The 12,102-nt window shown below is 62.6% G+C and carries 18 protein-coding genes; 10 read left to right on the top strand and 8 right to left on the bottom strand.

The features are described from left to right. Position 1: 1 nt before the first annotated feature. The 3 genes from AC0L2F_RS11805 (at position 2) to AC0L2F_RS11815 (ending at position 1,251) form a co-directional block, all read left to right on the top strand. Positions 2–568, top strand: a complete 567-nt coding sequence (locus AC0L2F_RS11805) for a type II toxin-antitoxin system VapC family toxin (protein ID WP_473248466.1) — start codon at positions 2–4, stop codon at positions 566–568. A 147-nt stretch (positions 569–715) separates the two neighbouring features. Then, entirely contained in the window at positions 716–868 is a 153-nt protein-coding gene (locus tag AC0L2F_RS11810) for a hypothetical protein (RefSeq protein ID WP_007609160.1), read from the top strand. Further along, positions 868–1,251 (top strand): hypothetical protein, encoded by a 384-nt coding sequence (locus AC0L2F_RS11815; protein ID WP_473248467.1) that lies wholly within the window; start codon positions 868–870, stop codon positions 1,249–1,251. Before AC0L2F_RS11810 ends, AC0L2F_RS11815 begins: the two co-directional genes overlap by 1 nt. A gap of 91 nt (positions 1,252–1,342) precedes the next feature. Here the strand turns inward: AC0L2F_RS11815 and AC0L2F_RS11820 are convergent, their stop codons facing one another. The 5 genes from AC0L2F_RS11820 to AC0L2F_RS11840 form a co-directional block, all read right to left on the bottom strand. Next, complete coding sequence (locus AC0L2F_RS11820; RefSeq protein WP_473248468.1) at positions 1,343–1,975, bottom strand: class I SAM-dependent methyltransferase; 633 nt, start codon at positions 1,973–1,975, stop codon at positions 1,343–1,345. A gap of 11 nt (positions 1,976–1,986) precedes the next feature. Continuing rightward, positions 1,987–2,397 (bottom strand): nuclear transport factor 2 family protein, encoded by a 411-nt coding sequence (locus tag AC0L2F_RS11825; protein ID WP_473248469.1) that lies wholly within the window; start codon positions 2,395–2,397, stop codon positions 1,987–1,989. Positions 2,398–2,711: 314 nt separating this feature from the next. Beyond that, the gene (locus AC0L2F_RS11830; RefSeq protein WP_473248470.1) at positions 2,712–3,311 is read right to left on the bottom strand and encodes an NADPH-dependent F420 reductase; all 600 of its coding nucleotides are present in this window, start codon (positions 3,309–3,311) and stop codon (positions 2,712–2,714) included. 32 nt (positions 3,312–3,343) lie between these two features. Further along, a complete protein-coding gene (locus AC0L2F_RS11835; RefSeq protein ID WP_063992757.1) occupies positions 3,344–4,096 on the bottom strand; it encodes an SDR family NAD(P)-dependent oxidoreductase in 753 nt (250 codons plus the stop codon). Between the two features lie 49 nt (positions 4,097–4,145). Continuing rightward, on the bottom strand, positions 4,146–4,880 hold the full coding sequence (locus tag AC0L2F_RS11840; RefSeq protein ID WP_473248471.1) for an SDR family NAD(P)-dependent oxidoreductase: 735 nt from the start codon (positions 4,878–4,880) through the stop codon (positions 4,146–4,148). A 263-nt stretch (positions 4,881–5,143) separates the two neighbouring features. On the opposite strand from AC0L2F_RS11840, the gene AC0L2F_RS11845 reads away from it, so the two are divergent. The 5 genes from AC0L2F_RS11845 (at position 5,144) to AC0L2F_RS11865 (ending at position 9,219) form a co-directional block, all read left to right on the top strand. Next, positions 5,144–6,040 carry a LysR family transcriptional regulator gene (locus AC0L2F_RS11845; RefSeq protein WP_473248472.1) on the top strand — a complete coding sequence of 299 codons (897 nt, stop codon included), beginning with the start codon at positions 5,144–5,146 and terminating at the stop codon, positions 6,038–6,040. A 142-nt stretch (positions 6,041–6,182) separates the two neighbouring features. Next, positions 6,183–7,082: an HNH endonuclease gene (locus AC0L2F_RS11850; protein WP_473248473.1), complete on the top strand. Its 900-nt coding sequence runs from the start codon at positions 6,183–6,185 to the stop codon at positions 7,080–7,082. A 131-nt stretch (positions 7,083–7,213) separates the two neighbouring features. Next, complete coding sequence (locus AC0L2F_RS11855; protein ID WP_473248474.1) at positions 7,214–8,095, top strand: AraC family transcriptional regulator; 882 nt, start codon at positions 7,214–7,216, stop codon at positions 8,093–8,095. Positions 8,096–8,194: 99 nt separating this feature from the next. Then, positions 8,195–8,857: an SRPBCC family protein gene (locus AC0L2F_RS11860; RefSeq protein WP_473248475.1), complete on the top strand. Its 663-nt coding sequence runs from the start codon at positions 8,195–8,197 to the stop codon at positions 8,855–8,857. Then, positions 8,857–9,219, top strand: a complete 363-nt coding sequence (locus AC0L2F_RS11865; protein ID WP_007609182.1) for an ArsR/SmtB family transcription factor — start codon at positions 8,857–8,859, stop codon at positions 9,217–9,219. The genes AC0L2F_RS11860 and AC0L2F_RS11865 overlap by 1 nt, the downstream gene beginning before the upstream one ends. Positions 9,220–9,256: 37 nt before the next feature. On the opposite strand, the gene AC0L2F_RS11870 is transcribed toward AC0L2F_RS11865, so the two are convergent. The 3 genes from AC0L2F_RS11870 to AC0L2F_RS11880 form a co-directional block, all read right to left on the bottom strand. Then, the gene (locus AC0L2F_RS11870; RefSeq protein WP_473248476.1) at positions 9,257–9,661 is read right to left on the bottom strand and encodes an MAPEG family protein; all 405 of its coding nucleotides are present in this window, start codon (positions 9,659–9,661) and stop codon (positions 9,257–9,259) included. 25 nt (positions 9,662–9,686) lie between these two features. Beyond that, a complete protein-coding gene (locus AC0L2F_RS11875) occupies positions 9,687–10,100 on the bottom strand; it encodes a GFA family protein (RefSeq protein ID WP_473248477.1) in 414 nt (137 codons plus the stop codon). A 110-nt stretch (positions 10,101–10,210) separates the two neighbouring features. Beyond that, positions 10,211–10,708 carry a peptide deformylase gene (locus AC0L2F_RS11880; RefSeq protein ID WP_473248478.1) on the bottom strand — a complete coding sequence of 166 codons (498 nt, stop codon included), beginning with the start codon at positions 10,706–10,708 and terminating at the stop codon, positions 10,211–10,213. Positions 10,709–10,784: 76 nt separating this feature from the next. Here AC0L2F_RS11880 and AC0L2F_RS11885 point away from each other — a divergent pair, with 76 nt between their 5' ends. Together AC0L2F_RS11885 and AC0L2F_RS11890 are read left to right on the top strand one after the other, a co-directional pair. After that, positions 10,785–11,369 carry a TetR/AcrR family transcriptional regulator gene (locus tag AC0L2F_RS11885; RefSeq protein ID WP_473248479.1) on the top strand — a complete coding sequence of 195 codons (585 nt, stop codon included), beginning with the start codon at positions 10,785–10,787 and terminating at the stop codon, positions 11,367–11,369. A 104-nt stretch (positions 11,370–11,473) separates the two neighbouring features. Continuing rightward, positions 11,474–12,055 (top strand): DUF308 domain-containing protein, encoded by a 582-nt coding sequence (locus tag AC0L2F_RS11890; RefSeq protein WP_473248480.1) that lies wholly within the window; start codon positions 11,474–11,476, stop codon positions 12,053–12,055. The last annotated feature ends 47 nt before the right edge of the window (positions 12,056–12,102 follow it).

Genomic DNA, 12,102 nt, shown 5'->3' on the forward strand with positions numbered 1-12,102 from the left:
CGTGGCGGAGTTCGATTTCGACGCCGCATGCAGGTGGGCCCGGTTCAACCCCAAGCGAACGCTCGCCCGGCGTCATGACAACGTCCTTCCGTTCGTCGCCGCCGGCCAGATCGGTGGGCAGGGGCTCTTGCTCGACACCTGCGTCTACATCGACCAGATGCAGGCGCGCGCGCCAGCTCTGCTGGAAGAGCTCATCGCGCATCGCCAGGTCAATCATTCGTCGGTTGCCATTCAGGAATTGATGCACACTGTCGGCGTGCTGAACCCGGCTGACAAGCGGACCCCGCGGGTCACCGCCGAGATTGGCAAGCGGATCAAGGCGATGCCGCCCCATCGAATCTTTACGCCAGACATCGAGGTGCTCGGCAGAGCAGCGCTGCTGTCGGGAATCCTCTGCCGGCTCCAGGGCTACGGGAACGATCTGAAGCTTCGGGCGCTCGGGGATAGTGTGCTGTTCCTCCAGGCGCGGAAGCTCGGCCTTGTCGTGCTGACGACGAATATTGGTGACTTTGATATCCTGCTCCAGCTCATGCCCGGCGGGCGGGCACTGTTCTATCGGCAGATATGAGGCTTCCGACGACCGCTGATTTCTCTACCAACCGTTCATGCTCGCGGAGCCCATTGCATAAACGGAAATACGGTGGCTCCGTTTCGGTCGGTTCTGTACCATCATGGTCCATGATGGTACTTGGCGGCGAATCGAACGGAGAAGACCTTGTTGACCGATACGGGACTTCCGAAGCTCAAGCGTGGCAAGACGCTTTGCAAGCGCGGCGACCGCGACGGCATGTACGTTGCCGTCCCGCCCATCAATGGGCGTAAGCAGATCCGGGAAAGTGGTCACCACACCATCGAGGTGGTGCGTTGATGCGCGCCGCGTTGAAAGTGGTGATGGCCGCAACATTTGCCATGCCGGCTGCGGTGGCTCTGGCGAAGTCTCCGGACTGCGCGAGTTGGCCCACCAACATGGCCCTCGTGCACCTCAAGAACGCCGGCCTGATTGATATCCCATCAGTGGTCGAGGCGCAGACCAAGGCCGTTCGTCTCGCATCCGAAAAGATCGGCAAGGACCTCCACCAGCAGGTTTACGACATCACGTTTCACACCAAGGATGGCAAGACAATCGAGGTCATCACGAAAAACCAGGCATCAAGCGAGGAATGCTCGATGAGCGGCGTCGACGTCTATTTGGTCTCGAAGAAAATCGGCGGGTCGGCAGGGCTGCCATCTGACGGCACGCCTAAAAAGTGATCCGGCAGCACCGGAAGCTCAAGAACTGCAACTGACCCGCAGCGGATGCGTAGGGCGGATTAGGCTTCGCTAATCCGCCCTACGATCTCTGTCAGGGCTTCACGAACCGATAGGCGAAGCGATCGGTCTTGCCCTTGATCGCGGGATCGAACACCTTGATCGAATGCGGATCGTCCTTGTTCGCGAGCAGGGTGCTTTCCGCGTCCAGCACGAAGCCGGCCGCCTCCACCTCCTCGCGAACGGAGGCAGGCTCGATCCGATGCAGTGACTGGGCGTCGCTCGCGCCGGCGCCGAGCGCGGCGGCGTGGTCTATGATGACGTAGGACCCGCCGGGCTTCAGCCGCTCGTAGACGGCGCGATTGAAGCGCGCCGCCGTCGCGCCCCTGGCCTGGATCAGCGCGGTGTGGAGATCGTGGTAGAACAGGTGCAGCCACAGGACATCCGCTGGTCGCGTGGCCTGCGGCATCGCCACGAGGTCCGCCGAGACGGCTTCGACATTCTCTCGGCCCGGCTCCTTTGCAAGCGTCTGGATGCGACTGACCGGATCGTTCTTGAAGTGCGCGACTTCGGCTGGCACGAAGCTGGAGACCCGTCCTTCGCCTCCCGCGATATCGGAGAAGAGACGCGTCCAGTCGCCATCGCCTGGGTAAACGTCGATGACGGTTGAGCCCGCGTTTACGCGTGCGAACCGGATCAACTCGGCTAGCTTGGATTCTTCGTACATCGGAATCTCCTTTAGGCTCGGGTGTTCGACACGCGCGCGGCTCGCGCCAGTGCTTGCGTGTCGACGTACTCCCGGATGTTCGTCAGTTTGCCGTTTCGAACGGTGATGGCGAAGACCCAGTGGTCCTCGAATGTCTTGCTCGTCGCTTTGATCTTTCCCTTCGCGAAGCCGACGACCAGGACCCGGTCTCCTTGCGCGACGAACTCGCGGGGTTTCGTGGACGTTTCTACCGATGTGGATGCCGTCTTGAGCAAATCCGTCACCCCGTCATGCCCGCGATGCGTTCCGGCCAGCGGCCAATCCTCGCCGGGGATGATCCACTCGATGTCCTCAGTGACCAGCGTCAGCAGGGCCTCTCTGTCGCCGCGGCCGATCGCGGCGAAGAAGTCCTTCACGGTCTGGATGTTGTTCTCGATGCTCATGGGATTTCTCCATTGCTCGGATCGGATCGCACGCGATCCGATCCCGTGTGTCGTGTCCCGGCCGGTGGCAGCGCGTCGCAGACGACGTCTCAGCGACGCCTGAGCGAGCGCCTCGTCCTTCGAGACGACCGCTTCGCGGCCTCCTCAGGATGAGGCTCAGCCCCATCCATCCGCGTCGAATGCTGCCGCACACGTATCCCTCATCCTGAGGGCCCGCCGCAGGCGGGCGTCTCGAAGGATGGCCGCAGCCGAGCTTCCAGCCTTATGTCTCTTCAGCTGCTATAGCCCTGCTGCCGGTGGGGACGTCGTGTTCATCAGCCGAACTTGACCAAATCCTTGAAGATCAGGTGGCCCCAGCTGTTTCCGCGCGCTTGCACAAGCAGCCCGCCTTCCGAAAGCCCGCCGAGTTTGATCGGCGCGAAGCCGAGCTTTTCCGCAAGCGTGCCAATCTCCGCTGCGGCAGCGTCATCATCGCTCGCCAGGAACACCACTCTTCTGCCACCATGGACGGCCGGATCCTGACCAAGCACGGCAGCACCCAAATGGTTGAAGCCCTTGACCAGTCGACAGCCGGTGAAGGCTTGCGCGAGGGCCTTGGAAGAAGGTTGTCCTGCCAGTTTCTCAGGCGGCACGCCGTAGGCGTTGGTCACATCGATGATGGTCTTGCCCTGCCAGGTGGGCAACGCCTTCGCGACATCCTGGTGCGACTCGAAACGGACCGCCAAGAAGATGATGTCCGCCTTGACGGCGTCCGCCAGCTTTTTGGGAATGATCGTGGGTCCGATCGCGGCCGCGGCGGATGCAAAATTTTCGGGGTCGCGCGTGGTTGCAACGGAGACTTCGATGCCATTGCGGGCAAACGCTCTGGCCAGCGCGTGGCCGATATGGCCGAAGCCGATAATTGCGTAGCTCATGATGTTTCTCTGATTTTGTGTTGATGTCGCGGTCAGACCTGCGCCATGCCGCCATCGACGGCGAGATCCACGCCGGTGATGTAAGAACTTTCATCGGAGGCGAGGAACGTGACGGCAGCCGCGATTTCCTCCGGCTTGCCCCTGCGACCCATCGGGACCTGTGAAGCAAATCCGGCGGCGGCTTGCTCGGCTTGCTCGCGGGTCAAGCCCGTCGTCGTCTCCAGGGCGGGGGTCTCGGTTGGCCCGGGGCTCATCGTATTGACGCGGATTTTGCGGTCTTTCAGCTCCAGCGTCCAGGCGCGCGAGAAGCTGCGCACCGCCGCCTTGCTGGCGGCGTAGACGCTGAACCCTGGCAGCCCCTTCACGTTCGAGACCGAAGAGTTCAGGATGATCGAACCGCCGTCCTTGAAGAGGGGGAGGGCCTTCTGCACCGTGAAGAACAGCCCCTTCACGTTGACGTCGAAGGTCTGGTCGAAATGGGCCTCGGTCGCTGCCGCGAGCGGCGCGATCGTTCCCGCGCCCGCATTCGCGAAGAGAATGTCGATGTGACCATGTTTCTCTTTCACGACGGCATAGAGCCGGTCGAGATCTTCCAGGCGCGACACGTCGCTCACGACCGTCGTCACGTTTCTCTCGATGAAGGCCGCGGCCTCCTTCAGCTCCTTCTCGCGTCGCCCGGTGATCACCACATGCGCACCTTCGTCCACGAAGCGCTTGGCTGTGGACAATCCAATGCCGCTGCTTCCGCCGGTGATGACTGCGATCTTGCCTTCTAGTTTTTTCATGATGTTTATCTTTCCTTGTGTGTGGGCCAGGCGCGGGACCGCGCCGGGATCAGAGTTGCGCCAGGCCGCCGTCGACGGCGACTTCGCTGGCGGTCATGAAGCTGCTGTCCGACGAGGCGAGAAAGGCAGCCACGGCCCCGATCTCCGAGGGATCGGCCATGCGCTGCAGCGGAGTCATCGCGGCGAACACCTTCTGTCCCTCCTCGCCGAGCGCTTCCTTCGCGAGTTCGGTCGCAGTCGCCCCGGGCGACAGCACGTTGACCCGGATGCCGCTGCCTTTCAGGTCCTCCGCCCAGGTCCGCGCGAGGTTGCGCACCGCCGCCTTGCTCGCGCTGTAGGCGCTCATGGCCGGGGCGCCCGTGGTGCCGGCGCTCGACCCGGTCAGGACGATCGAACCGCCCCGGCGCATCAGCGGTAGCGCCTTCTGCACCGTGAAGATCGTCCCCTTCACGTTGGTGTCGAAGGTTTCGTCGATGTGCGCGGCGGTGATCTTGCCGAGCGCAAGCTGGCTTCCCGCTCCGGCATTGGCGAAGACGATGTCAAGGGTACCGCGTTCGGCCTTCACCGCCGCGTAGAGCCGGTCGAGGTCGTCCTCATCCGAGACCGAGCCCTTCACCGCGCGGGCATTGGATCCGAGGGCGGCAACAGCTGCGTCGAGCGCTTGCTGTCGGCGGCCGAAGATGAAGACGAAGGCGCCGTCTTCGATGAAGCGCTTTGCCGCAGCGCGGCCGATGCCGGTCGCGCCACCCGTGATGACTGCAACCTTGCCGTCAAGCTTTCCCATGATTTCTCCTGTCGTGGTGCCGGGACAGCATCTGCCCCCGACGTCCCCGACATAGGTCCGCCGGCGTCAGGCGTTGAGTGCGGAAGCGCGCACATCGGTGGTGCGAAATCGATCCGGCTGCACGATCGACGCCAGCCGCGACGGCCGGTGTCTGCCGTTGGGAAGGGCTGCGCCTGCCGGAACGGGCTATGATGACTGTCCGTACTGCTGTACGAGGCATCCGGAGGGCTTGAAAGGCGCACCGCGCGGTGCGGGATTGCACCATGATCGACTGGGATGACGTTCGCTATTTTCTGGCCGTCGCGCGCGGAGGCTCGGTGCGGGCTGCGGCCGAGCAGCTCGGTGTGAACCATGCGACCGTGCTGCGGCGCATCGCCCAGCTCGAGGAACGCCTCGGGGTCCAGATGTTCGAAAAGCTGCCTTCGGGCTACCGCCTGACGGCTGCGGGCGAGGAGGTCCTCGAATTCGCGGACCAGATGGAAGCCTCGTCGCACCAGCTGGAGACGCGCGTGTTCGGGCGCGATCAGAGCGTGCGCGGGCGTCTGCGGGTGACGCTGGCGCCGCCGCTCGCGACACATTTGCTAATGCCTGATTTCGCCGACTTCGCGCGTCTGCATCCGGACATCGAGATGGATATCCTGTCGTTCGGCGAGCTGGTCAATTTGACCAACCGGGAGGCCGACGTCGCGATCCGCGTCGTCTACGACCGCAAGACCCTGCCGCTCAATCTTCACGGCGTGAAGGGACCGGAGCTGTTCGGCGCCGTCTACACGTCCAGGGATCGGCTGGCCGCGTGGCGTGCCGGCGCGCCTGATCCCTTCCGCTGGATCGTCATCAGCATTCACGGCATCCCGGACTGGGCCAGCGCGGGTGAGGTTCGCACCGCGGGCGTTCCATTCAGGACCTCAGACGCCGGGGCGCAGATCGCTGCTGTCCGGCAAGGGCTGGGCATTACGACACTGCCGTGCTTCGTCGGCGATGCCGACCCGCTGCTGGTGAGGGTGCCGGGCACCGAGTTGCACATGTACGGAACGGTCTGGCTCCTCACGCAGGGCGAGACACGCAAGACCAAGCGCGTGCGGCTGTTCACCGAGTTCGTATCCCGCAGGCTCGCCGCGTACGCGCCGCTTCTTGCGGGACTGTCGGTGGTGCGCGACTGAGGCGCGGCAGGTCGGCGGCGGAAAGGTTGGCCTCGACAGATCAGTGCGTTATCGTGCTTCAGAACAATCGAGTGGGAGTAGGGTTGTGACTGCTATTCGTCCAGCATCGGGTATTTCCTGGAGAGGCAGCGCCGCTTAGGTCATGGGATTTGGGGTATTCATCCATCGATTGGACTCGATTTACGATGACAGCCCAGCTGAGCAGTACCAATTTCCCGGTCAGTATCTCAGCCGCGTCGAAGCCTGCATCGGCGATTGGATTATCTATTACGAACCAAGGAAGGTCGCTGAGACGCGCGGCTACTTTGCGATTGCTCGCGTTCAGCAGGTTATTCCCGACCCCGGTACTTCGGGGATATATCTTGCTCTGATGGAACCCGGAAGTTACCTCGATTTTGCCAATCCGGTGGCTTTCAACGGGCCGACCGGTTTAGTGGAACGGGGCGTGCTGAACGCGCAGGGACGAATTTCAGGGCGTGCTCAGTCTGCGGTCCGCGCAATCTCACCCGACGATTTCAATCGAATATTCGAGCTTGGATTCGCGGAGACTGCGCCGATGCTGCCGCGCGTTGATGCTGATGTTCAATCTCAATTCGGCGAAAAAGAGCAGGCGCCCTTCAAATTCGAGCAGCAGCGGGATCGTGTCAGTCTTACGGTATCGAGAATTTTGCGCGATCGGGTTTTTCGTCGCATTGTATTGCGCGCCTACGACGAACGTTGCGCCATTACCGGGCTGAAGCTCATAAACGGAATGGGGCGCGCAGAGGTCGCGGCGGCGCATATACGGTCTGTGGAGGCAGATGGGCCGGACATCGTGAGCAATGGCATCGCTCTGTCCGGTACCGCTCATTGGATGTTCGATCGTGGCTTGATCAGCTTGGCGGATGATCTGAAAATACTGATCTCGCGCCAGACAAACGATCTGGACGGAGTCCGAGCGGTAATCAACAAGACTGGCCGCGCGCATGAGCCAAAGCGACTATCAGATCGGCCTCATCCGCATTTTTTTAAGTGGCACCGCGAGCATTGCTTCAAACATTGAACACGTAGGAGGGCTGTCGCTTCGTTCCGCGCGAACAGTGACGGTCAGGGTCGATCCGTGCCAAACCGCAAGATCGGTCGAGCAAGTCATGGCCGTTAGCGACTAGATGGAGCCGCCACGGAGGAGGGACGATGAAGGCGGCGCTGCAAAGCTATCGGGACCGGATGCGACGGGTGCTGGACCATATCGACCGGCATCTCGACGGCGATCTGGATCTGGACACGGTGAGTGCTGTTGCGGCCTTCTCGAAGTTTCATTTCCACCGGCAGTTCTCGGCGACCTTCGGACTATCAGTGCATCGTTATGTCCAGCTGGCCCGCATGAAGCGCGCTTCGCATCAGCTGGCCTACATGGAGGCCCTTGATGTCACGGAGATCGCGATGGATGCCGGCTACGAGGCCCCTGATGCCTTCGCACGTGCCTTTCGGCAACGGTTCGGGCAATCGCCGTCGTCGTTCCGGAAGTCTCCCGACTGGGAGCCGTGGCTTGCGGCCTTCGGGCCTCTCGACAACGCCAGGAGCAAGCTCATGCAGACGACGTTTATCACCGACGACGTGACGATCCGCGATGTGCAACCCACCAAGGTGGCGATCATGGAGCATCGGGGCAGCTCTGAGACACTTGGTGACACGATCCGGCGGTTCATCGCGTGGCGCAGGGCATCTCACCTGCACCCCAGCACAAGCCCGACCTTCACGGTCTGGCGCTCCGAGCGGCGGCCCGCATCGCCCGCTGATTACAGCATCGACCTCTGCGTCGGGACCGACCAGCCGATCGCGGCGAACGGTGAAGAGATCAAGATCGGCGAGATTCCCGGCGGACGTTGCGCGGTGCTGCGCGTCGTCGGCTACACCGACAATCTCGAGCCGGCCGCGCGCTATCTTTATCGCGACTGGCTTCCGGCCAGCGGCGAGGAAGCCCGCGACTTCCCGATCTATTGCCAGCGGCTGAGCTTCTTCCCTGAGGTGCCGGAGCACGAGACGGTCGCGGACCTCTTTCTGCCACTGAAATAGCGCCCTCGAATCCAGACATCGAATACCCCATTAATATAAGGCTTGACTTATATTAGTGCGGGTCGATATTGATCCTTGCACACGACAAGGAGCAGCGCCATGGAGATCGACGTCGCACGAGTGTTGGGGCTGGTTACGCGTTCGGTGAGGGATTTCGAGAAGGACGGGAAAGCGGCCAGTGCGGTGACACTGACGCGGCTTTACGAGACCAGCGTCGACGATCTCTGGGACGCAGTGACCAGCCAGCAACGCATTCCGCGCTGGTTCTTGCCGGTCGAGGGAGATTTCCAGATCGGTGGAAAGTACCAGCTCAAGGGGAATGCCGGCGGCACCATCACGGCGTGCACGCCGCCGACCCATTTTGCGGCGACCTGGGAATTCGGCGGCGCGATGAGCTGGATCGATGTCAAGCTGACGGCAGAACGAAGCCAGGCGCGGTTGACGCTTGAGCACACCGCGATGATCGAGGATCATTGGGAGCAGTTCGGTCCAGGGGCGGTCGGGATCGGTTGGGATCTCGCCATTGCGGGGCTGGAGCGATATGTTGCGACCGGGGCATCGGTCGACCATGAGACGGCCGAGGCATGGATGGGCTCTCCCGCGGGCAAGGAATTCATGACCAGTAGCGGCGAGTATTGGCGCGCGGCGCATGTCGCAAGTGGCGTGGATCCTGCCTCCGCGAAACAGCGGTCGGACCGTACCATCGCTTTCTATCGCGGCGAGCCGCCGCCCGACGTCGCGCATCCGGGCACAGGAAGCTGATGCAAATCTTCGAGGTCCTCGCCGACCCCGTCCGCCGTCGCATCCTCGAGCTGCTTGCGCCCGGCGAGATGGCGTCCGGCGAGGTCGTCGAAGTGATCGGAGCCGAGTTCGGGATCACGCAGGCCGCCGTGTCGCAGCACCTCAAGGTGCTGCGCGAGAGCGGCTTCGCAACGGTTCGCGCGGAGGCGCAACGGCGGCTCTATTCGGTCGATGCTGCGGGGCTTCAAGCGGTGGATGCATGGGTCGGTCAGTTCCGCAATTTCTGGGAGCCGAAGCTGGATGCGCTGGCGACGGAGATCGCGCGCGGCAAACGCGAGCGTCGGAATGCTCCGATGACCAAGCGGAGCGGGAAGCGGGCGTGAAGGCATCGCGGCAAAGGCCACGTAGCATCGCGCCGCTTCAGTGAGGCACGAAAGGCGCTGCCAAGACAGCAAGCATGCCAAAGCTGGCGATATTCCAGAACAGCGAGCGGACGAGCGGTATGCCGGATAAGTAAAGCGCGGTGTAGGAGATGCGTCCGCCAAGATAGGCGATCGATCCCCAATAAGTCAGCTCATTGTGAACGCCTGCGGCGTGAGAGATGAGGATCGCGGCGGCAAAGAATGGAAACGTCTCCATGTAGTTGCGGAAATTTCGGTTGAGCCGGCCGGGGATAGGCTTGAGCGGCGGCATCTCGGTGTCGCGCGGGCTCGCAGCCCATCTGAGGCCGTACTGCAGGTTCGCGGCTTGCGCGGCGGCGACAAGCTGTACGAAGCCCCAGATGATTGCGGCGGCCAGCATCGATAGCTCGAAGCTCATCGCCATTGGCTGTCCCCCAATCTGCAAGAAATCAGCGCGATCCCGGGTGCCATTCCGGGAGTTTGGGAATCTCGCGATCGAGGTGATCCCAGGCATATCCGCGCGAGCAGAACAGCACGACGGACGGCTTGAACGTGCTGGCATCGTCAAGCGTGCCGACATAGATGCCGATGAACTCCGGCTTCTCGTCCGGCTTGTTGTAGATCGGCGAGCCGCAGTTCGGACAGAACCCCTTGCGCTTGACTGCGCCGCTGTCGGCAATGCGTGCGATTTCGCGCACCTCGCCTGTCACCGAGACTGCGCTGCGCGCGAACACGAAGATGGAGCTGTGGCCGCTGCCGGTATCGCGCTGACAGTCGCTGCACTGACATTGGAAGCCGCGGATCGGCGCGGACGCAATGGTGTAGCAAACCGCGCCGCAGGCGCAACGACCTGAATATGTCATTCGTCTCCCTCCCGACGGGGCCGACCGTTCCAATCATATCAGGCTGGTTTGATTTCGCCACATCGAGCAGCCGGCGCGATTTCACACAAGCCTGATCTCTGCTGGCCCGCTCACTCGCGCGACATCTTCTCGAATTTCTTCACCAGCCGCTCCCGCTTCAGCCGCGACAGCCGCTGGATCCAGAACATCCCATCGAGCTGGTCGATCTCGTGCTGATGGCAGACGGCACGCAAGGCTTCCGATTCTTCAGTGTGCATCTCGCCGCCGAGATCCTGATAGTTGATCCGCACGCGGGCGTGGCGTTGGATGTCGCCGTTGACGCCAGGCATCGAGACGCTGCCTTCGCGATGCAGAATCATCTCGGGTGAGGCCCATTCGATCTCCGGATTGACATAGGTCTGCGCACCTTCCCTGGCGTCGAGCTCGAGCACGACGACGCGCATGGGTACGCCGATATGCGGCGCCGTGATGCCGATGCCGGGCGCGGCGCGCATCGTATCGAGCAGATCGTTCGCAAGCTCGCGGAGCGCATCGTCGAACGCGGTGACGGGGCGGGCCGGCATCGCGAGGCGGCGGTCGGGATAGCGGACGATCGGGCGAATGGTCATGCAGGCTCCTACCACTCACGGATGGTTGAAGCATCTCGTTCTTGACTCCCTACCAACTGGAAGGTAGCTAAGAGCCATGACCAACGTTTCCTCGACTGCCGACGATATCCTGGCCTGCGCGCGCAGCTTGATCATCGCGGGCGGCTATAATGGTTTCAGCTACGCCGACGTGGCCGAGGTGGTCGGCATCCGCAAGCCGAGCATCCACCACCATTTCGCCAGCAAGGTCGACCTGGTCCGCACCCTCGTGTCGCGCTACCGCGCAGAGGCCGAGGCGGGACTGTCCGCGCTCGAGCGCAATGTCCCTGATCCGCGCGCCCAGCTCGAAAACTATGTCGCGTACTGGAAGGCGTGCATCAATGATGCGACGGCGCCGTTCTGCGTGTGCGCGCTGCTGGCCAGCGAGCTCCCCATTTTGCCGGAGGAGGTCGCGCTCGAAGTCCGTGCGCACTTCCGCTCCCTGGCGTCCTGGCTGACGGCCGTCATGGAGCGCGGCAAGCGGAAAGGGCAACTCAAACTCTCCGGCACAGCCCGCGTCGAGGCCGAAGGATTCATGGCGACCATTCACGGCGCAATGCTGTCGGCGCGTGCCTATGGCGATCCAAAAATGTTCGGTGTGATCACCACCCCGCTGCTGGACCGGCTGGCCAACAAGCACTGAGAGATATCAGCGAGACGATGGCGACGGTCCACAAGCGGGCTGGAGCGAAGTCGGTTTCGCTGCGTGCAAGAAAACTACCAACTAGTAGGTATAGGAAAGATGCAATGGCGCAATATCAACTGGATCCGGTTCGTGCCGATCGCGAGCGATGGCTGAAGCAATACTACTTCGTGCGAGCGGCATTCTCGGTTGCCTGGGTCGCTGCTGCGTTTGCCGCCGGGGCTTCTTCTCCAGTGATCGCCGCCGCCTTGCTCGTCCTCTATCCCGCATGGGACGCCGCAGCCAATTTCGCGGACGCGGTTCGTAGCGGCGCTCTCGCTCAAAGCCGCACGCAGGCTCTGAACGTTGTGGTCAGCCTGGCGACCACCGTTGCGGTGCTTGTGACCTTGCAGATGAGCATGAACCGGGTGCTCGGAAGCTTCGGGGCATGGGCGATTGTGTCCGGACTGCTGCAGTTGGGGACGGCCATTCGCCGCTGGCGGAGTTTTGGCGCGCAATGGGCCATGGTGCTCAGCGGTGGCCAGTCGGCGCTTGCAGGCGGCTTCTTCATCTTTCAGGCGACGATGCCCGAGGTTCCTTCGATCGCGAATGTCGCGGGCTATGCTGCCGTCGGTGCGCTCTACTTTCTGGTCTCGGCAATCTGGCTCACGGTCGGCGAGTGGCGGCAGCACGCCAAGCGCGTTTAGCGGCCCGCTGCCCTCCCGGTCTATGAACGATCCGGACGAAGCCGGGG

Source organism: Bradyrhizobium sp. Ken64, assembly GCF_055807555.1.

Coding starts and splice junctions, on each gene's coding strand:
- AC0L2F_RS11815 (WP_473248467.1), top strand. CDS start 868: ATGCGCGCCGCGTTGAAAGTGGTGATGGCCGCAACATTTGCCATGCCG.
- AC0L2F_RS11820 (WP_473248468.1), bottom strand. CDS start 1,975: ATGTACGAAGAATCCAAGCTAGCCGAGTTGATCCGGTTCGCACGCGTA.
- AC0L2F_RS11825 (WP_473248469.1), bottom strand. CDS start 2,397: ATGAGCATCGAGAACAACATCCAGACCGTGAAGGACTTCTTCGCCGCG.
- AC0L2F_RS11830 (WP_473248470.1), bottom strand. CDS start 3,311: ATGAGCTACGCAATTATCGGCTTCGGCCATATCGGCCACGCGCTGGCC.
- AC0L2F_RS11835 (WP_063992757.1), bottom strand. CDS start 4,096: ATGAAAAAACTAGAAGGCAAGATCGCAGTCATCACCGGCGGAAGCAGC.
- AC0L2F_RS11840 (WP_473248471.1), bottom strand. CDS start 4,880: ATGGGAAAGCTTGACGGCAAGGTTGCAGTCATCACGGGTGGCGCGACC.
- AC0L2F_RS11845 (WP_473248472.1), top strand. CDS start 5,144: ATGATCGACTGGGATGACGTTCGCTATTTTCTGGCCGTCGCGCGCGGA.
- AC0L2F_RS11850 (WP_473248473.1), top strand. CDS start 6,183: ATGGGATTTGGGGTATTCATCCATCGATTGGACTCGATTTACGATGAC.
- AC0L2F_RS11855 (WP_473248474.1), top strand. CDS start 7,214: ATGAAGGCGGCGCTGCAAAGCTATCGGGACCGGATGCGACGGGTGCTG.
- AC0L2F_RS11860 (WP_473248475.1), top strand. CDS start 8,195: ATGGAGATCGACGTCGCACGAGTGTTGGGGCTGGTTACGCGTTCGGTG.
- AC0L2F_RS11865 (WP_007609182.1), top strand. CDS start 8,857: ATGCAAATCTTCGAGGTCCTCGCCGACCCCGTCCGCCGTCGCATCCTC.
- AC0L2F_RS11870 (WP_473248476.1), bottom strand. CDS start 9,661: ATGGCGATGAGCTTCGAGCTATCGATGCTGGCCGCCGCAATCATCTGG.
- AC0L2F_RS11875 (WP_473248477.1), bottom strand. CDS start 10,100: ATGACATATTCAGGTCGTTGCGCCTGCGGCGCGGTTTGCTACACCATT.
- AC0L2F_RS11880 (WP_473248478.1), bottom strand. CDS start 10,708: ATGACCATTCGCCCGATCGTCCGCTATCCCGACCGCCGCCTCGCGATG.
- AC0L2F_RS11885 (WP_473248479.1), top strand. CDS start 10,785: ATGACCAACGTTTCCTCGACTGCCGACGATATCCTGGCCTGCGCGCGC.
- AC0L2F_RS11890 (WP_473248480.1), top strand. CDS start 11,474: ATGGCGCAATATCAACTGGATCCGGTTCGTGCCGATCGCGAGCGATGG.